This window comes from Nocardioides sp. Z30_9 (genome assembly GCF_058215735.1).
Map to the genome: position 1 here is coordinate 738,195 of NZ_JBZAJF010000002.1, position 17,616 is coordinate 755,810.

Below are 17,616 nucleotides of genomic sequence, written 5' to 3' on the forward strand. Positions count from 1 at the left end.
GCTAGGCGGTCTCCGTGGGGGCCTCGGCCGCAGGGGGCCGCACCGGACGTACGGCGAGCTTGGTGATCCGGAGCCGGTCGACCTCGGTGACCACCAGCTGGTGGTCACCGACGGTCACCGTGTCCCCGACCTTGGCGAGCCGCCCGAGCGCGTTCAGGACGAAGCCGGCGGCGGTCTCGTAGGGGCCGTCGGCCAGCTCGACCCCGGTGCGTGCGGCGAAGTCCTCGATGCTGAGACCGGCATCGAGGCTCTCGTCGGTCTCGGCGAGGAGGTCCTCCACGTCGTACTCGTCGCGGATGTCGCCCACCAGCTCCTCGACGAGGTCCTCGAGGGTGACGATGCCGTCCGTCCCGCCGTACTCGTCGATGACCAGAGCCAGGTGGGCGCCCTCGGAGCGCATCGTCGCCAACGTCGGCAGCACCCGGTTCGTCGCCGGCAGGAACGGGATGGGGCGAGCCAGCTGGCTCAGGGGGGTGTCCCTTGACACGCCCAGCAGGTCGCGCACGTGGATGAACCCCGTGACGTCGTCGATGCCGGCCCGGTAGACGGGGTAGCGCGAGTACGGGCTCTCCTGGATGGTCGACATCACGTCGCCGACCGTGTCGGTGAGGGCCAGCGCGGCGATGTCCGCCCGGGGCCGCATCACCTCGGCCAGGGACCGGTCACCGGCGGCGAAGACGTCGCGCAGGATCGTCTTCTCGGCTGCGTCCAGGTTGGGGTTCTGCTCCACGAGGTAGCGCAGCTCCTCGTCGCTGACCTCCTCCGAGGTGGCGTCGGGGTCTCCGCGCAGCAGCCGCACCACCGCATCGGTGGACTTGGAGAGCAGCCAGATGATCGGGCGCATCAGCTGCGCGAACCGGTCCAGCGGCGGCCCGACCAGCAGTGCGAGTCCGGCCGACTTCTGCAGCGCGAGCCGCTTGGGGACCAGCTCGCCGAGCACGAGCGAGAGGTAGGCCACGAGCAGGGTGAGCACGACCACCGAGACGGTCTCGGCCGGCCTGTCCCCGAGCCCGATCCTGGTCAGGAGAGGGGCGAAGTCCGGTGCCAGCGTGGAGGCGCCGTACGCCGCTGAGAAGAACCCGGCGACCGTGACGCCGATCTGCACCGCGGCCAGGAAACGGTTCGGGTCGCGGGCCACGGCCGCCACCCGCGCCCCCCGCTTGGACTGCTTCTCCAGCTGGTCGATCTGGCTCTCGCGCAGCGACACCAGGGCGATCTCGGTGCCGGCGAACACGCCGCCGACCAGGACGAAGGCGAGGACGAGCAGCATGTTGAGCAGGGTCTGTTGGTCCACGGCCGAGGACCTTCCGACGAGAGACGGTGTTCCTCAAGCATCGCAGCCGCGACCACGCCCATTGTGGACACCGGTGCCCACGGCTGATTGAAATCTGTCGCCCCGGGCACTGCCCTGCTTAAGGGAGAGGACCTGCGGGTCCTCCACCACAGGTCCCGAGGTTCGAGATCACGGGTTTCGGGACCGCCCCAACCCTGGCGGCCCCGAAGCCGTTCAGCTCTTCGTGCGCTGCCGCTTCTTCGCCTCGGCGAGGTCGCCGAGGCGCTCGGCGTCGGCGCGGGCCTCGGCGGCGGACTGCTTGGTCTCCCGGGCCTCGGTGAGCTCTGCCTCGGCCTTGCGCCGGGCCGCCTGCTGCTTGGCCTCGGCGGCGCTCTCGACCCGCTCCTTGCGCTGCTCGACCGTGGCGGCCTGGTCGGCTGCTCGCTTCTCCGCTGCGGCCTTCTTCCCGGCCGCGGTCTTCGCTGCGCGTGCGGTGGCCTCCCGCTTGCCACGCGCCTCGGCGGCGTCCGCCTCCTCGAGCCCCGACTGGGCTCGCTTCTGGGCGCTCCTGCGCTTCTCCTGCGCCTGCTGGCGGGCCGTGGCTGCCTTCTCCTGGGCCTGTTCGCGGCGAGCTGCCGCCTCCTGCTCGAGCCGCGTCGCCTGCAGCAGCGTCTCGGATCGCTCGAGCCGGTCGGCGCCGCGCTGGGCGATGCCGCGGTTGCCCAGGAGGCTCCCGGCGAGCTTGTCGGCCGAGCCGATGGCCCGGTCCAGCGTGACCCGCGGCGCGGAGGTCTGCGGGAGTCTGGCTCCCAGGGTGTTGTCCACGACCACGAGCGGGAGTCGCGCGAGCTCGTAGGGCAGTGCGATGAGTGTGCTGATCATGGTGGTCCTCACTTCTCGGTCTCGGCGCGCAGCTGCGCGGCCTGCTGGTCGGCGACGGCGGCCTCGCGTTCGAGGCGGAGCCTCTCGGCGTTCGCCTGCCGTTCGGTGGCATCGGCGTCGTCCTCGAGTGCCTCGGCGTCCCGGAGTCGGGTCTCGGCGAGCTGGTCGGCCCGCCTCTCCGCGGCCTCCTGGCCGGCGGCCTCCTGGACCGCGGCCTGACGCTCGGCCGCTGCCTGCTCGCCCTCGCGGCGCTGCTCGACCACGGCTTCCTCGCGCGCGGCCTGGGCGCGGGCGGCACTGCGCTGCGCGGCCGTCTCGGCGGTGGTCTCCCGGACCTCCTCGGCGGCCTCCTGGCGCTTCGCGTCAGCGACGGCCTCCTCGGCCACGGCCTCCTTGCGGTTGCGTGCCTCGGCCTGCTGGAGCTGGCCCTCCTCCACGAGGTCGTCCTTGCCGGTCACCGCCCCGGCGACCTCCTTGGCCTTGCCGGCGACGCTGTCGAGGAGCCCTTCCCGGGCTTGTGATGCCTTGTCATTGCTCATGGTCGGGACCGTGCCCGTTCGGTGGCACCTGACACACATTGGACGGTGTGAGATGTCTGGCATCCCGAATGGGCGATAAGCAGGTGAGCGACGCCGCCAACGGGGAACGGGGGGGAGTCCGGCTCCGGAGGAGGTTCCATGGCACAGCGCCCAGAATTCGCGACCCGCGCCGTACGCGCCGGCTCGGCCGCAGGAGGTGCGGTGCTCGCCGCGGCGATCCGCTCGGTCTCCGCCCTGCGCCCTGCCGAGAAGCCGCTGCACCCCACCGGCGAGGTGATCACCGGCTCCTTGCGGCGTGAGGGGTCCCCGGCCCGGTCCGGGGTCGCCTGGCTCGACGAGCCCGGCACCGAAGAGGTCCTCGTCCGGATCTCCCGGGCGATCGGGCTTCCGGAGGCACTGCCCGACATCCACGGGCTCGCCCTGAGGAGGCAGGTCGACGGCGGGGTCGCCGACGTGCTGTTCGCCTCCACCGGCACCTCGCGCCTGGGACGGTTCCTGCTCACCTTCGGTCGGCGGCCGGGTTCACGTCCGCTGACGACCCTGTTGCCCTACCGCTCGCCCGTCGGTCCGCTGTGGCTGGCTGCGCGCGCCACCGGCCCCACCGGCTACGAGCTGGCCTGGGCGCGAACCGACGCCGACTGGCAGCGCTTCGCCACCCTGGAGCTCAGCTCCAGCTCGGCGCCGGACCAGGCGGTGTCCTTCGACCCGGTGCGCAACCCGGTCCCCGGCCTCGACCAGTACTCCTGGGTGGTGCGGCTGCGCGAGCCGGCCTACCTCGACGCCCGCAGGTCGCGGCGGGGGAACGGCCGGCCCGGCTGAGCGGACCGCTCAGTCGACCGGATCCTTGCTCCTGCCCCGCTCCTTCGCGTGGCTCCGGTGGTGCTCGACGATCTCGGTGAACTGCCGCACCTTGACCTGGCGGGCCCGGACGACGGCGACCGAGCCCTCGGGCGACTCGAAGGTGGACCGCCAGCTGGGGGACCGCGGCTCCTCGCCGAGCGTCACCTTCGTCCGCGGGTCGCGCAGGTCGAACTCGGCCGTGCTGTCGCGACCGGACACCTCGAGGACGCCGTCGCGGACGGAGACCACCTGCGGGCTCCAGTGCGTGAGCGCCCAGCCCGCGCCGGCTGCGATCAGGGCCAGGCAGGCCACCAGGACGAAGCCGCCCGGGTCCGGTTCCGCCAGCACCGGGAAGAGGGTGAGCACCGCGGCGATCGCGGCTGCCACGAACACGGCGCCGAGCACGTGGTTGGGCACCTCCGAGGGGGAGTACGACACGTTGGCCGGCACGGCAGCGGGCTCGGACTCGGGCTCGGGCTCGGGCTCGGGCTCCGGGTCTGGTTCGGGCTCGGGGTCGGGCTCGGGTTCCGGTTCGGGCGCCGCCTCGGCGGCCGGTTCGGGTTCGGGCTCGGGCTTCGGTTCGGGTTCCGGTTCGGGTTCGGGCTCGGGCTCCGGTTCGGGTTCGGGCTCGGGCTCCGGCTCCGGCTCCGGTTCGGGCTCCGGTTCGGGCTCGGGCTCCGGTTCGGGCTCGGGTTCTGGCTCGGGCTCGGGCTCGGGCTCGGGCTCGGGCTCTGGTTCCGGTTCGGGCTCGGGCTCTGGTTCCGGTTCGGGCTCGGGCTCGGGCTCCGGTTCGGGCTCGGGTTCGGGCTCTGGTTCCGGTTCGGGCTCGGGTTCTGGCTCGGGCTCGGGCTCCGGTTCGGGCTCGGGTCGGGGCGCCGGTTCCGGCTCCGCCTCGGTGACCGTGTCGCCGGTGCCGGTGTGCTGGTAGACCGTCCCGTCCTCGGCGACCATGGCGCCGTCGGCGAAGTGGTAGAGCCAGCCGTCGAAGCCGGACCCGTCCGCGGCCTCGTGCAGCACCCATCCCTCGTCGGCCTTCTCGGCCGAGTCGGGCGAGTCGGCGGCGGTGCCGGTCGCACCCGGTTTCAGCTCCGGACCCGGCTCCCGGCGGCGGATACGGGAGAGCAGACCGCGGCGCGGTTCCTCCTGGTCGGGATCGCTCACGGCTGCTCCTGTCAGATGACGGCTATCGGAACGTACGGCGACACACCCGGGCGGTCAATGGAGGCTGCCATGCGTCGCGATCGTGGGTTGCAGGGGGTGTTCCTGGTCACCGAGGTGGCGCGCCGAGAACCGCTTTCGCCGGGGGGTGGCGCGAAGTTGCCCAAGAGGTTGCTACGCTAGTGGAGCAGGGTGCAAGTTCCAGCGGTACTCAACGCTTGTTGGAGTTTGTGATCCAACGGCGTTTCTTCTCTTTGCTACACGGCTTGCGAGGCGGGACGGCGTATCACCCGCACTCTGCAGAGGCCGCCGAAGTGGCGGTCTCACGCCTCAGTAACAGGAGAAAAAGAGCATGGCACAAGGCACCGTGAAGTGGTTCAACGCCGAGAAGGGCTTCGGCTTCATCGCCCAGGAGAACGGCGGCGACGACGTCTTCGTTCACTACTCGGCCATCCAGTCGCAGGGCTACAAGTCCCTCGACGAGAACCAGAAGGTCGAGTTCGACGTCACGCAGGGCCCCAAGGGTCCGCAGGCCGAGAACGTTCGCGCCGTCTGACGCACGCTTAGACACCGGAGGGAGCTCCGACCCGAGAGGGTCGGGGCTCCTTTCGCAATTCAGGCCCGCGGTTACCGGTAGGTACCAGAAAACGCGGAGGCCCGCCGCGCTGCGCGGTTTTCACCACGCACGCCGGGGTAAGAGCAAGAGATAGCCAAGAAATGGCGCTGATCCGAATGGGAGGACGCTCGGGTGGACCCGTTCAACGTGCGTCTCGAGGACGACGAGCTCCTCAGTGAAGTCGAGCTGACGGCCAACCTGATCGTGGCGGCAAACCAGGCCGACGGGCACCTCTCGCTCAGCGAGATCGATCACATTCTCGGCGTGGTCCCACACCCGCGCACCGCTGACTGAGCCTCGCTGCGGGTCACTTGGGCACTGCCGTGTCATCGAGACGTCGTCGGGTGTAGTTCACTTGTCGTGCTACCGGTGCTCCGAGTTGCGCTGCCGGTGCGAGCACCTCTTAGCATGTGCAACGTTTTGACCACCCGACCAGGAGTTAACCCGTGGCTCTGAGATTCAAGCCAGTGGACAGCGTCTTCTACGAACTGCTCACCGACTCCGCGACGCACCTCGTCGACGGCGCCGCGATCCTCGCGGAGATGCTCGATGACTCCGCCGACCGCCCGGCCATCGCCGACCGCATGCGCGACGCCGAGCACGAGGCCGACGAGACCACGCACGAGATCGCCAAGCGGGTCAACGCGACCTTCGTGACGCCGTTCGACCGCGAGGACATCTACGCCCTCGCCTCGGGTCTCGACGACGTCATGGACTTCATGGAGGAGGCCGTCGACCTGACGGTGCTCTACGAGGTCGGTTCCCTGCCGGCCGAGCTGGCCGAGCAGGTCGACGTACTCCAGCGCTGCGCGGAGCTCACCGCCGAGGCGATGCCGCGGCTGAAGTCGATGAAGAACCTCGAAGAGTTCTGGATCGAGATCAACCGTCTCGAGAACACCGGGGACAAGAGCTACCGCCGGATCCTGGCCAAGCTGTTCAGCGGGCAGTACGACGCCCTCGACGTCTTGAAGCTCAAGGACATCGTCGACGCCCTCGAGCACGCGGTCGACGCCTTCGAGAAGGTCGCGAACATCATCGAGCAGATCCACGCCAAGGAGAACTGACCGGTGGAACTCGCGATCATCATCGCGGTCGTCGCAGTTGCTCTGATCTTCGATTACACCAACGGTTTCCACGACGCCGCGAACGCGATCGCCACCTCGGTCTCCACCCGGGCGTTGACCCCGCGGGTCGCGCTGCTGATGGCCGCGGTGATGAACTTCGTGGGCGCGTTCCTCGGCCAGAAGGTGGCCAGCACGGTCAGCGAGACCATCAGCCCGGGAACGGGCAGCCATGGCCTGGTGATCGTGATGGCCGGCCTGGTCGGCGCGATCACCTGGAACATGATCACGTGGTACTTCGGGCTGCCCTCGTCCTCCTCGCACGCGCTGATCGGTGGTCTCGTCGGGGCCGCCCTGACCGCCAGCGTGGCCGTGAACTGGGCCACCGTGGTGGAGAAGGTCGTCATCCCGATGGTGATCTCGCCGCTGGTGGCATTCACCCTCGGCTTCGGGATGATGCTGCTGATCATGTGGCTGTTCCGCAACCAGGCCCCGGGCAAGGTCGGGCGCGGCTTCCGCCTGGCCCAGTCCCTCTCCGCGGCCGCGATGGCGCTGGGTCACGGCCTGCAGGACGCGCAGAAGACGATGGGTGTGATCTTCCTGGCGCTGCTCGCCGGCGGGTACGTCGCCGAGGGGGACCCGTTGCCGCTGTGGGTGATCATCGCCGCGGCGACCGCGATCTCCCTGGGCACCTACTCCGGCGGCTGGCGGATCATGCGCACCCTGGGGCGCCGGATCATCCACCTCGACCCGCCGCAGGGCTTCGCCGCGGAGTCGGTGGCCGCGTCGGTGCTCTACAGCACGGCGTACGTCTTCGAGGCCCCGATCTCCACGACGCACACCATCACCAGCGCGGTGATGGGCGTGGGCGCCACCAAGCGGCTCTCGGCGGTGCGCTGGGGCGTCGCGCGCTCCATCCTGGTGGGCTGGCTGCTGACCTTCCCGGCCGCCGGCACCATGGCGGCGCTGACCTACCTCGTGCTGAAGTTCGTCTTCCAGCTCCCCTGAGGTCGGCTCAGCCGGCGATCCGCCAGAACCGCATCGAGTCGATCACCAGGTCCGAGCGGCGCCAGGAGTCGTCCACCGGTCCGGCGCTGCCGGTCCCGGGGCCGACCTGGAACGTGATCCGTGGATACCACCGGGTGTCCACCTCCCACATGGAGTCCCACTCCTCCCGGGAGACGTGGATGGTCTTGGGGCGCAGCGTCGCCACCAGCTCGTCGTCGACGTAGTAGCGCATCTCGCCGGGGACCTTCTCCACCGCCCACGTGTGCCGGCCCTCGGCCGCGGGGTCGTCGAACTCGTCCATGGTCACGGACTTCGACCGGATGAGGGTCGCGTCGCGGCCGTCGTTCGCCGTCCAGATCGCCGAGATCTGGCTCTCCCGCGGCAGCGGGTCCTTGCCCCAGAGCTCGTGCACGTCGATCTCGCCCTCCCCGGGGCCGTTGGGCCGGAACCACAGCGCGGCCGGCCAGAGCCCGGGCACGAGGGAGGAGACGCGCGCGGTGACCTCGGCGCGGAAGTAGTTCGGCAGCGCGAGGTCGAGCAGCTTCATGTCGACGCTGTAGATCGGCGCCGATTCCGACTCGCGCTCCGCGGTGACGGTGAGCGAGGTGCCCTGCGGTCCGGTCCCGAACCTCGCCTGCTCGGGTCGGCAGATGGAGGAGTCACGTCCCTGGTTGCCCAGGTTGTGAGTCCAGCCCTCGTCACGGCTGAGGTCCAGGTCGCGGATCAGCGCCCACTCGACCTTGGCGGCCCCGCCCGCGTCCGTACGACGATCTCCCGAGCCGTCGCGCGCCAGCAGCGTGGCGACCAGCGCGCACGCCAGGCCGACGCCGAGCAGCACCGCCGGGGACCGATGGCTCCCGTGAGGGGGAGAGGCGCGGCGCCCTCGCCGCCACAGCGCGAGGCCGCCCAGGAGGCAGGCCCCGGCGCAGATGGCGAGGATCGCGGCGAGAGGCATGGACGCACCCTAGGTGGGCGGACCCCGCCACGACCGCGCCGTGCCCGGGGGCCGGCACGGGGTCGGTCCGGTGTCCGGGATCCGGTCGGCGTACGGTGCGGGACGCCTCAGCCGAACCGGCCGGAGATGTAGGCCTCGGTGGCCCGCTCGTCCGGCACGCTGAAGATCTTCTTGGTGCTGTTCATCTCGATCAGCCGACCGGGCTTGCCGGCCCCCGCGATGTTGAAGAACGCGGTGTCCTCGGAGACCCGGGCCGCCTGCTGCATGTTGTGGGTGACGATCACGATCGTGTAGTCGGCCTTCAGTTGGTGGATCAGGTCCTCGATCGCCGAGGTGGAGATCGGGTCCAGCGCGGAGCAGGGCTCGTCCATCAGCAGGACCTGCGGCTCCACCGCGATGGCCCGGGCGATGCACAGGCGCTGCTGCTGGCCGCCGGAGAGGCCCATCCCCGGCTTGCTGAGCCGGTCCTTGACCTCCTCCCACAGGTTGGCGTGACGCAGCGACCGCTCGACCACGACGTCGGCCTCGGCCTTCTTGATCTTGGCGTTGTTCAGCCGCAGCCCGGCCAGGACGTTGTCGTAGATCGACATCGTGGGGAACGGGTTGGGCCGCTGGAAGACCATGCCGATCATCCGGCGTACCTCCACCGGGTCGACCGCGCTGTCGTAGAGCGACTGCCCGTCCACCACGATCTTGCCCTCGACGCGCGCGCCCGGGATCACCTCGTGCATCCGGTTCAGCGAACGCAGGAAGGTCGACTTCCCGCAGCCCGACGGGCCGATCAGTGCGGTCACCGACCGGGCCGGGATCGTGACGGTGACGTCCTCGACGGCGAGGAAGTCGCCGTAGTAGATGTTGAGGTCAGAGACATCGATGCTCTTGGCCATCAGGAACTTTCCTTCTCCTCAGTGCCCGGTCTTGGGGGCGAAGATCTTGCCGACGACGCGTGCCGTCAGGTTGAGCACCATCACGATCACGATCAGGACGAACGCACCGCCCCAGGCCATCTCGACACCGGCCGCGAGACCGCCGTCGGCCGGCGGGATGCCGGGGTTGGCGTTCTGGGTGTAGATCAGCACCGGCAGCGTGGTCATCCGGTCGGAGAACACGTTGAAGTTGGTGCGGGTGGTCAGGCCGGCGATCAGCAGCAGCGGGGCGGTCTCGCCGACCACGCGCGCGATCGCGAGCGTCACGCCGGTGACGATCCCGCCGAGCGCGGTCGGCAGCACGACCTTGACGATCGTGCGCCACTTCGGCACGCCCAGGGCGTACGCCGCCTCGCGCAGGTCCGAGGGCACCAGCCGGAGCATCTCCTCGGTGGAGCGCACGACGATCGGGATCATCAGCAGCGCCAGCGCGATCGAGCCACCGAGTCCCGCGCGCGCGGACGGCCCGAAGATCAGGATCCACAGCGAGAACGCGAACAGCCCGGCCACGATCGAAGGGATGCCGGTCATCACGTCGACCAGGAAGGTGATCGCCCGCGCGAGCCGGTTGCCCTTGCCGTACTCGACCAGGTAGATCGCGGCGAAGATGCCGACCGGCACCGAGATCAGCGCTGCGAACAGCGTGATCAGCAGGGTGCCGACCAGGGCGTGGTAGATCCCGACCGGCTGGGACAGGTCGGTGCGGAACATCGAGTAGGTCAGGAACGTGCTGGTGACCTGGGGGGCTCCGCGCGCGATCACGGTCCAGATCAGGGACAGCAGCGGGACCAGCGCGATCGCGAACGCGAACCACACCAGCGAGGTCATCAGCCGGTCGACCGCAGAGCGCTTGTTCTCGATCACGAGCGCCCAGGCGGGCAGCGAGACCACGTGCACCAGCGCCGCCACGACGACGATGCCGGCGAGGCCCCAGCCCAGGCTCAGCCCGAGCAGGAGCGACAGCGCGATGCTGATCGTGGCCACCAGCGCCGGGGCCCACCGGGGGAGCCGGGGCTTGCGCAGCGTGACCGGGGAGAGCTCGGCCGCGGTGGTCTGGGTCCGGGTGGTGGTGCTCAACGGTTCAGCCTCCGCTCGGAGCGGCCCACGAGCCAGCGTGCCGCGGCGTTGACCAGGAAGGTCACCAGGAACAGCACCAGGCCGGTCGCGACCAGGATGCTGACCTTGGCCGGGGTGCCCTCCTTGTAGTTGGAGGCGATGTTGGAGGCGATGCTCGCCGGGTTCGTGGAGGAGATCAGGTTGAGGCTGATCCCGCCGCCCACGGAGAGCACCATCGCCACGGCCATCGTCTCGCCGAGCGCGCGGCCCAGGCCGAGCATGGTCGCGGAGACCATCCCGGAGCGGGCGTAGGGGAAGACCGTCAGCCGGATCATCTCCCACCGGGTCGCGCCCAGGGCCAGCGCGGCCTCCTGGTGCAGCCGGGGGGTCTGGGCGAAGATCTCGCGGGAGATCGCGGTGATGATCGGCAGGATCATGATCGCCAGCACGATCCCGGCGGTCAGGATCGTGCGCCCGGTCGTCGAGGGCGGTCCGGCGAACAGCGGGATCCAGCCGAGGTTGTCGTAGAGCCAGGTGTAGATCGGGGTCACCTCGGAGGCCAGCACGCTGATCCCCCAGAGCCCGAAGACCACGCTGGGCACGGCCGCCAGCAGGTCGATCAGGTACGCCGCCGGCGTCGCGATAGACCTCGGGGCGTAGTGGCTGATCACCAGGGCGATGCCGAAGGAGAGCGGGGCCGCGATCGCCACCGCGATCACGGCCGCGAGCACGGTCCCGAACAGCAGCGGCCCGACGTAGCCCAGGAAGCTCTCGGCCCGGGGGCCGTAGAACCTGGCGGGCTGGGTGAGCCCGGGGACGCCCTCGATGAACAGGAAGAGGAACACCCCCGCCAGCGCGACCAGGATGGCGATCCCGGCCGCGCGGGCGAGGTTGGAGAAGACGCGGTCGCCGACTCGGCGTACGGCGCGTGGCTCCGGCGGTGCTTCGGTGCCGATCACGGTCGAGGTCAGCCCTTGGCGGTGATCTGCTCGAGGATGCCCTTGGCCTTGTCGGCGACCGAGGCGTCCAGGGGAGCGGAGCCGGCGTTCTTCGCGGCGGCCTCCTGGCCCTCAGTGGAGACGGTGTACTCGAGGTAGGACTTGACCAGCTCCGCCTCGTTCGCGTCGTCGTAGGTCTGGCAGGCGATCAGGTAGGACAGCAGCACGACCGGGTAGGCGCCGGACTCGGTGGTGGTCCGGTCGAGGTCGACGGCCATGTCCACGTCGGCGCGGCCCTCGGCGGCGGGGGAGACCGCCACCACCTTGGCAGCACCTTCGGCCGACGGCGCGACGTACTCGTCACCGACCTTGACCTTGACCTGGCCGAGCTTCCCGGCCTGGCTCTCGTCGGCGTACCCGATGGTCCCCTGGCCGTTGCTGACCGCGGAGATCACCCCGGACGTGCCCTCCGCCGCCTCGCCCTTGACCGGGAAGGCGTCCTCGGCCTCGTGCTTCCAGGCGCCCTCGCCTGCCTTGGCGAGGTAGTCGGTGAAGTTCTTCGTGGTGCCCGAGTCGTCGGAACGGTGCACCGGCGTGATCGCGGTGGCCGGCAGCTTCGCGTCGGGGTTCTCCGCGACGATCGCGGGGTCGTTCCACTCGGTGATCTTGTTCTCGAAGATCTGCGCGATCGTCTTCGCCGAGAGCTGGAGGGAGTCCACGCCCTCGAGGTTGTAGACGACCGCGATGGGCGAGACGTACGCCGGGACCTCGATCGGGTCCTCGCCGCCGCACCGCTCCTTGGCGGCGGCCAGCTCGCCCTCGTCGTCGCTGAGGTAGGAGTCGCTGCCGGCGAAGCTCACGCCCTTGGCGATGAACTGGGTGCGGCCGTCGCCGGACCCGACGGGGTCATAGGTGACGGTGACGCCGCTGTGGGCGCCCTGGAAGCCGGCGGCCCAGGCCTCCTGGGCCTTCTCCTGGGAGGAGGCGCCGGCGCCGGCGATCTGGCCGGAGAGAGTGGAGTCGGAGTCGGAGCCCGAGCCGGCCGCGGGGCTGGTCTCGTTCGCGGCTCCGCAGGCAGACAGGGTGATTCCGAGAGCGAGGGCCGCGATGCCGGGAGCGGCGATGCGGCGAAGGGAAGTGCGGTTCACTTCGTTCTCCTGGGAGTCATGTGGTTGATGACTCTGAACCTAGGAAGTGCAAGTGACCGGGTTCGGGTGCCTCGGTGAACGCAAGGTGAACGGTGACCGGCAGTTCAGCGGTCGGCGAGGACCGGCAGGTGCCTCTCGGTGGCCAGGACGGTGCCCTTGCGGTGGTGCAGGACGACCATCTCGGCGGGGGACAGCGGGTCGGGGTCGATCCCGAGCAGGTCGAACAGCTGCGGCAGCACCGGCCGGTGGCTGCACACGACGCTGGGGCCGGGGGTGGTGCGCAGGTGGTCCAGGAAGCCGGACGCGGCCTCGACGTCGAAGTCCTCCTCGGAGAGCGCGTCGGCCTCGTTGAGCCCCAGCACCTGCTCGGCGGCGTACGGCGCCACGGTCTGGACGCACCGGGTGCTCGATGAGGTCAGGACCCGGGAGACGCCGTACGCGTGCAGGAGCGGGACCAGCGCGTCGGCCTGCCGCTCGCCGAGCTCGTTGAGGGGCCGCAGCCGGTCCAGGCCGTCCCAGCTGGCCCGCTTGAGCGCCTTGGCGTGGCGCAGCACGATCAGTGCCGAGGTGTTGCGGCGCTGCTGGCGGAACTCCTCGAGCAGGTCGATGTCGTCGAGGTAGGTGAGCCGCTCCGCGGCGGCCGCGGCGGAGACCCACTCCAGGGCGTCCACCTCGTCGTTGATCACGTAGGAGGAGACGTCGTCGTCGCCGATGACGTGGCCCACCCAGTAGCGCACCTGCTTGGTGCGGCCGCCGCTGATCGAGTAGCGCTGCGAGCGCAGCGGCAGCCCGAGCCGGATCTCGACCCCGGTCTCCTCCAGCACCTCGCGCACCGCGGTGGCGGTCACGTGCTCCCCGGGGTCCTGCTTGCCCTTGGGGAAGGACCAGTCGTCGTACTTCGGCCGGTGCACGAGCAGCACCTCGCGGCCCTCGGGACCCCTGCGCGCGACCACCGCCCCGGCAGCCACCACGTCGGGGGCATCGCGATCGCCGGGGGCCGAGGTCGCCGTGGAGGCCATGTCCTGAATCCTGACACGCAACGGCCTCGCCGGGTACGGCTACCCTCGCCCGGTGCGCGGGTGATCCCAGGCCGCGCCACCACGACGACCCGGGGGGCAGGCATGGCGGTACGGCGCTGGTCTAGGCCCCTCCGCGGGCGCGTCCTGGTGGGTGCGTTGCTCGCGCTCGTGCTGGTCGTGGGACTGGTCGTGGTCGGCGCCGCGGCCTGGCAGCGGGCCAACCGCACCGACCTCCAGGAGGCGCTCGCCTCCGTCCCGTCCAGCACCCTGCGGGTCGGGTTCACCGACTGGTCGGCCGTGCGCAGCCGGCTGGACGCCGACCTCGGCGACGACCCGGACCGCGAGGCCGTGCAGGAGCTGATGGACCGGGCCTACGACAGCGACTACTCGGCCGTCTCCAGCATCGACGAGTCGGCCGCCGCGCTCCAGGAGACGTTCGGCTTCAGCCCGGCGACGGCCCAGTGGGAGGCGTTCGCCCAGGGTCGCAAGGGCGCCACGATGGTGCTCAAGGTGGCCGAGGGCAGTGACTTCGACGTGCTCGCGGGCAACCTGCGCCGAGCCGGGTACCGCGCGCCGAAGAAGGATGACGGGGCCTGGAAGGGCGGCTCGGACGTGACCGACCTCGACCCGACGATCAGCCCGGAGCTGAACCACATCGTGCTCCTCGAGGACCGCGGGGTCGTGGTCTCCAGCGATAACCCCGACTACGTGGTGGTCGCCGCGAAGGCCGCCTCCGGTGACGGCGACTCCTTCGCCCGCGTCGACGGGGTCCCCGACCTCGCGGACCGGCTCGCCGAGCCGGCCAACGCGATGGTGTGGGGCAAGGACTTCGCCTGCGAGGACCTGGCGATGTCCCAGGCCGACGAGAACGACCAGGCGGCGGCGGAGAGCGCCGTACGGGAGGCGGGCGGCGTCTCGCCCCTCGCCGGCCTGGCCATGGGGATGATGCCCAGCCGGACCCTGCGCGTGGTCGCGCACTTCGAGACCTCCGCCCGCGCCGAGCGCGACGTCCGGTCCCGCGCCAAGCTCGCCGTCGGCGACGCCATCGGACGCGGCGGCTCCTTCGCCGACGACCTCACCCTGACCTCCTCGAAGGTGATCGGCGAGACCATCCAGCTGGACCTCCGCCCGCGCACCCCCACCGGCTTCGTCCTCTCCTCCCTCAACGACGGCCCCCTCCTCTTCGCCTCCTGCTGACCAGGCGGGGTGGTCGAGCGGTCCCCAGGTGGTCGAGCAGCGAACGAAGTGAGCGGACAGTCGAGACCACGCCCCAGGTGGTCGAGCGGTCCCTAGGTGGTCGAGCAGCGAACGAAGTGAGCGGACAGTCGAGACCACGCCCCAGGTGGTCGAGCAGTCCCTAGGTGGTCGAGCAGCGAACGAAGTGAGCGGATAGTCGAGACCACGCCGGAACGACGTACGCCGGAACCCCCTCAGTCACTCCTGCGCATCCACCCCGTTCGACCACGGCTGAGCATCGACAGGTCCTCCATCCGTCCGTCGATCAGGGCCTCGCGTTTGGCCCGCGACCAGTTCTGGATCTGCTTCTCAGCAGCGAAAGCATCCGCCACGTTGTGGAACTCCATCGCCCAGACCAGGACGACGGGTCGACGCCGCGCGGTGTACTTCGCGCCACCGCCGTGGTTGTGCTGGGCGATCCGAGCTTCGAGGTCGATGGTGCTGCCCACGTAGTACGAGTCGTCAGCGCATCGAACGATGTAGACCCAAGCCATGGGCCAAGAGTCGCCGTGTGAGGCGCTGGGGTCCACGGCGAATGTGGAGCCTGTGGATCCGGTGGGCTCGGGGCGTACGCCGGGGTCTCGACTGATCGCTCACTTCGTTCGCTGCTCGACCACCTAGGGGGTGCTCGACCGTCTAGCCGGGGTCTCGACTGGTCGCTCACTGCGTTCGCTGCTCGACCGCCTAGGAGTGCTCGACCACCTGGGGGGTGCTCGACCGCCTAGATGCGGAGGCGGCGGCGGCGGTGGGTGGCGATCAGGGTCTCCTGGAGGTTGCGCAGGGGGCGGTCGTCGGGGGACTCGGCCTGGGTCCAGGTGCCGTCCTGGTGGAGCTCCCAGGCGGCGGTGTGGGGGTCGAAGGCGAGGTCCAGCAGGCGGGTGACCTCGTCGACTTCCTTGGTCGAGGGAAGCCTGACGAGCACCTCGACGCGGCGGTCGAGGTTGCGGTGCATCAGGTCCGAGGACCCGATCCAGCTGACCGGCTCACCGCCGTTCGCGAACCACATCACCCGGCTGTGCTCGAGGTAGCGACCCAGCACCGAGCGGACCCGGATCGTCTCGGAGAGCCCCTTCACCCCCGGGCGCACGGCGCAGATCCCGCGGACGAGCAGGTCGATCGGCACCCCCGCCCGCGAGGCGCGGTAGAGCTCGTCGATCAGCGCCTCGTCGACGATGGAGTTGGCCTTCATCCGGATGTGGGCGGGGCGCCCGGCCTCGTGGTGCTCGATCTCCTGGCCGATGGCCTCGAGCAGTCCGGTACGCACCGACTCGGGCGCCACCAGCAGCTGCGCGTAGGAGGCGTTGCGGGAGTAGCCACTGAGGTTGTTGAACAGGTGCGCGACGTCCTCGCCGATGACCTCGTCGGTGGTGAGCAGCCCGTAGTCCTCGTACATCCGCGCGGTCTTGGGGTTGTAGTTGCCGGTGCCGATGTGGGTGTAGCGGCGGATCCCCTCGGGCTCGTCGCGCACCACCATCGACAGCTTGCAGTGGGTCTTCAGCCCGACCAGGCCGTAGACCACGTGGCAGCCGGCCTGCTCGAGCTGTCGGGCCCAACGGATGTTGGCCTGCTCGTCGAAGCGGGCCTTGATCTCCACGATCACCAGCACCTGCTTGCCGGCCTCGGCGGCGTCGACCAGCGCGTCGATGATCGGGGAGTCGCCGGAGGTCCGGTACAGCGTCTGCTTGATCGCGAGCACCTGCGGGTCGGCCGCTGCCTGCTCGATGAACCGCTGGACCGACGTACTGAATGAGTCATAGGGGTGGTGCAGGAGTACGTCGGAACGCTGCAGCGCCTTGAACACGTCGACCGGCGAGGCCGACTCGACCGGGGCGAGCAGGGGATGGGTGGCGGGGATGAAGTTCGGATACTTCAGGTCCTCGCGGTCGAGGTCGGCGATGCCGTGCAGCCCGCGCAGGTCCAGCGGCCCCGGGAGCCGGAACACCTCGGAGTCGGTGACGCCGAGCTCGGTGGTGAGCAGCTCCAGCACGTGCGCGTCGATGTCCTCCTGCACCTCGAGGCGCACCGAGGGTCCGAACCGGCGGCGCAGCAGCTCCTTCTCCAGGGCCGCCAGGAGGTTCTCGGCGTCGTCCTCCTCGACCTCGAGGTCCTCGTTGCGGGTGACCCGGAAGGTGTTCACCTTGAGCACCTCCATGCCCGGGAACAGCCGCTTGAGGTGCTCGCCGATCACGTCCTCCAGCGGCACGAACCGCTGGTTGCCCAGGGACACGAACCGGCTGAAGATCGGCGGCACCTTCACCCGGGCGAAGTGCTCCTTGCCGGTCTTCGGGTTGCGCACCAGGATCGCGAGGTTCAGCGAGAGCCCGGAGATGTAGGGGAAGGGGTGGGCCGGGTCGACCGCAAGAGGGGTGAGGACCGGGAAGACCCGTTCCTTGAAGAACCGCTTGCAGTACTTCTGCTCGTCCCGGTCCAGGTCCTCCCAGCGAACGAGCTCGATCCCCTCGGAGGCCAGCTCGGGGATGATGTCCTCCCGGAAGACCCGCGCGTGCCGGGACATCAGCTCGGCGGTGGTGGACCAGATCTGCTCGAGGACCTCGCGGGGCATCATCCCGGAGGCGGCGCGTACGGCGACTCCGGCCGCGATACGGCGCTTCAGGCCGGCGACGCGGACCATGAAGAACTCGTCGAGGTTGCTGGCGAAGATGGCCAGGAAGCGCGCGCGTTCCAGCAGCGGGAGCGCCTCGTCCTCCGCGAGCTCGAGCACGCGCTGGTTGAACCGCAGCCAGGACAGCTCACGGTCCAGGAACCGGTTGGGGAACTCGCCGGGCGAGAACCCGTCGTCGGTGGGGCGGTAGGGCGGGTCCACGTCGAACATGTCAGCCGGTACGACACGCAGGCTGGGGTCGAGCGGACCCTCAGCGGTGTCGGAGCCGGTGGCCTGCGGGGAGCTCTCTGTGGACATGTACCGAAGTCTGACACCGCAGGGTGAACAACAGGGGGTCC

Annotated in this window: 19 protein-coding genes; 7 read left to right on the top strand and 12 right to left on the bottom strand. The window is 70.1% G+C overall.

Going from position 1 to position 17,616, the window contains the following annotated elements; all coding sequences use genetic code 11:
* Nucleotide 1: 1 nt before the first annotated feature.
* The 3 genes from AC4BGB_RS14220 to AC4BGB_RS14230 form a co-directional block, all read right to left on the bottom strand.
* A complete protein-coding gene (locus AC4BGB_RS14220; RefSeq protein WP_490547531.1) occupies nucleotides 2–1,294 on the bottom strand; it encodes a hemolysin family protein in 1,293 nt (430 codons plus the stop codon).
* Nucleotides 1,295–1,507: 213 nt separating this feature from the next.
* The gene (locus tag AC4BGB_RS14225) at nucleotides 1,508–2,155 is read right to left on the bottom strand and encodes a hypothetical protein (RefSeq protein ID WP_490547532.1); all 648 of its coding nucleotides are present in this window, start codon (nucleotides 2,153–2,155) and stop codon (nucleotides 1,508–1,510) included.
* 8 nt (nucleotides 2,156–2,163) lie between these two features.
* Nucleotides 2,164–2,694 carry a hypothetical protein gene (locus AC4BGB_RS14230; protein WP_490547533.1) on the bottom strand — a complete coding sequence of 177 codons (531 nt, stop codon included), beginning with the start codon at nucleotides 2,692–2,694 and terminating at the stop codon, nucleotides 2,164–2,166.
* 138 nt (nucleotides 2,695–2,832) lie between these two features.
* Between AC4BGB_RS14230 and AC4BGB_RS14235 the strand changes: the two genes are divergently transcribed.
* Nucleotides 2,833–3,513 carry a hypothetical protein gene (locus AC4BGB_RS14235; protein WP_490547534.1) on the top strand — a complete coding sequence of 227 codons (681 nt, stop codon included), beginning with the start codon at nucleotides 2,833–2,835 and terminating at the stop codon, nucleotides 3,511–3,513.
* 9 nt (nucleotides 3,514–3,522) lie between these two features.
* On the opposite strand, the gene AC4BGB_RS14240 is transcribed toward AC4BGB_RS14235, so the two are convergent.
* Complete coding sequence (locus tag AC4BGB_RS14240; protein WP_490547535.1) at nucleotides 3,523–3,921, bottom strand: hypothetical protein; 399 nt, start codon at nucleotides 3,919–3,921, stop codon at nucleotides 3,523–3,525.
* Between AC4BGB_RS14240 and AC4BGB_RS14245 the strand changes: the two genes are divergently transcribed.
* The 5 genes from AC4BGB_RS14245 to AC4BGB_RS14265 all read left to right on the top strand — a co-directional run bounded on the left by AC4BGB_RS14245 (nucleotide 3,893) and on the right by AC4BGB_RS14265 (nucleotide 7,377).
* The gene (locus AC4BGB_RS14245) at nucleotides 3,893–4,462 is read left to right on the top strand and encodes a hypothetical protein (RefSeq protein ID WP_490547536.1); all 570 of its coding nucleotides are present in this window, start codon (nucleotides 3,893–3,895) and stop codon (nucleotides 4,460–4,462) included. The genes AC4BGB_RS14240 and AC4BGB_RS14245 overlap by 29 nt on opposite strands.
* A gap of 582 nt (nucleotides 4,463–5,044) precedes the next feature.
* The gene (locus tag AC4BGB_RS14250; protein ID WP_091731833.1) at nucleotides 5,045–5,248 is read left to right on the top strand and encodes a cold-shock protein; all 204 of its coding nucleotides are present in this window, start codon (nucleotides 5,045–5,047) and stop codon (nucleotides 5,246–5,248) included.
* 192 nt (nucleotides 5,249–5,440) lie between these two features.
* Nucleotides 5,441–5,602: a hypothetical protein gene (locus AC4BGB_RS14255; RefSeq protein ID WP_490547537.1), complete on the top strand. Its 162-nt coding sequence runs from the start codon at nucleotides 5,441–5,443 to the stop codon at nucleotides 5,600–5,602.
* 152 nt (nucleotides 5,603–5,754) lie between these two features.
* Nucleotides 5,755–6,372, top strand: coding sequence for a DUF47 domain-containing protein (locus AC4BGB_RS14260; RefSeq protein WP_490547538.1), 618 nt, complete (start codon nucleotides 5,755–5,757; stop codon nucleotides 6,370–6,372).
* Nucleotides 6,373–6,375: 3 nt separating this feature from the next.
* Complete coding sequence (locus AC4BGB_RS14265; RefSeq protein ID WP_490547539.1) at nucleotides 6,376–7,377, top strand: inorganic phosphate transporter; 1,002 nt, start codon at nucleotides 6,376–6,378, stop codon at nucleotides 7,375–7,377.
* A gap of 7 nt (nucleotides 7,378–7,384) precedes the next feature.
* Here AC4BGB_RS14265 and AC4BGB_RS14270 read toward each other — a convergent pair whose 3' ends face one another.
* From AC4BGB_RS14270 to AC4BGB_RS14295, 6 genes are all read right to left on the bottom strand, one after another.
* Complete coding sequence (locus AC4BGB_RS14270) at nucleotides 7,385–8,332, bottom strand: glycoside hydrolase family 16 protein (RefSeq protein WP_490547540.1); 948 nt, start codon at nucleotides 8,330–8,332, stop codon at nucleotides 7,385–7,387.
* A 107-nt stretch (nucleotides 8,333–8,439) separates the two neighbouring features.
* Nucleotides 8,440–9,219, bottom strand: coding sequence for a phosphate ABC transporter ATP-binding protein PstB (gene pstB, locus AC4BGB_RS14275; RefSeq protein WP_490547541.1), 780 nt, complete (start codon nucleotides 9,217–9,219; stop codon nucleotides 8,440–8,442).
* Between the two features lie 18 nt (nucleotides 9,220–9,237).
* Nucleotides 9,238–10,335 carry a phosphate ABC transporter permease PstA gene (gene pstA / locus AC4BGB_RS14280; RefSeq protein ID WP_490547542.1) on the bottom strand — a complete coding sequence of 366 codons (1,098 nt, stop codon included), beginning with the start codon at nucleotides 10,333–10,335 and terminating at the stop codon, nucleotides 9,238–9,240.
* The gene (gene pstC / locus AC4BGB_RS14285) at nucleotides 10,332–11,273 is read right to left on the bottom strand and encodes a phosphate ABC transporter permease subunit PstC (protein ID WP_490547543.1); all 942 of its coding nucleotides are present in this window, start codon (nucleotides 11,271–11,273) and stop codon (nucleotides 10,332–10,334) included. Before pstC ends, pstA begins: the two co-directional genes overlap by 4 nt.
* 8 nt (nucleotides 11,274–11,281) lie before the next feature.
* Nucleotides 11,282–12,400 (bottom strand): phosphate ABC transporter substrate-binding protein PstS, encoded by a 1,119-nt coding sequence (pstS, locus tag AC4BGB_RS14290; protein WP_490547544.1) that lies wholly within the window; start codon nucleotides 12,398–12,400, stop codon nucleotides 11,282–11,284.
* Between the two features lie 104 nt (nucleotides 12,401–12,504).
* Entirely contained in the window at nucleotides 12,505–13,419 is a 915-nt protein-coding gene (locus AC4BGB_RS14295; RefSeq protein WP_490547545.1) for an NUDIX hydrolase, read from the bottom strand.
* Nucleotides 13,420–13,566: 147 nt separating this feature from the next.
* Here AC4BGB_RS14295 and AC4BGB_RS14300 point away from each other — a divergent pair, with 147 nt between their 5' ends.
* Nucleotides 13,567–14,616: a hypothetical protein gene (locus AC4BGB_RS14300; protein ID WP_490547546.1), complete on the top strand. Its 1,050-nt coding sequence runs from the start codon at nucleotides 13,567–13,569 to the stop codon at nucleotides 14,614–14,616.
* Between the two features lie 233 nt (nucleotides 14,617–14,849).
* Here AC4BGB_RS14300 and AC4BGB_RS14305 read toward each other — a convergent pair whose 3' ends face one another.
* The gene (locus AC4BGB_RS14305) at nucleotides 14,850–15,149 is read right to left on the bottom strand and encodes a GIY-YIG nuclease family protein (RefSeq protein ID WP_490547547.1); all 300 of its coding nucleotides are present in this window, start codon (nucleotides 15,147–15,149) and stop codon (nucleotides 14,850–14,852) included.
* 227 nt (nucleotides 15,150–15,376) lie between these two features.
* Complete coding sequence (locus AC4BGB_RS14310; protein ID WP_490548445.1) at nucleotides 15,377–17,488, bottom strand: RNA degradosome polyphosphate kinase; 2,112 nt, start codon at nucleotides 17,486–17,488, stop codon at nucleotides 15,377–15,379.
* Nucleotides 17,489–17,616: the final 128 nt, after the last annotated feature.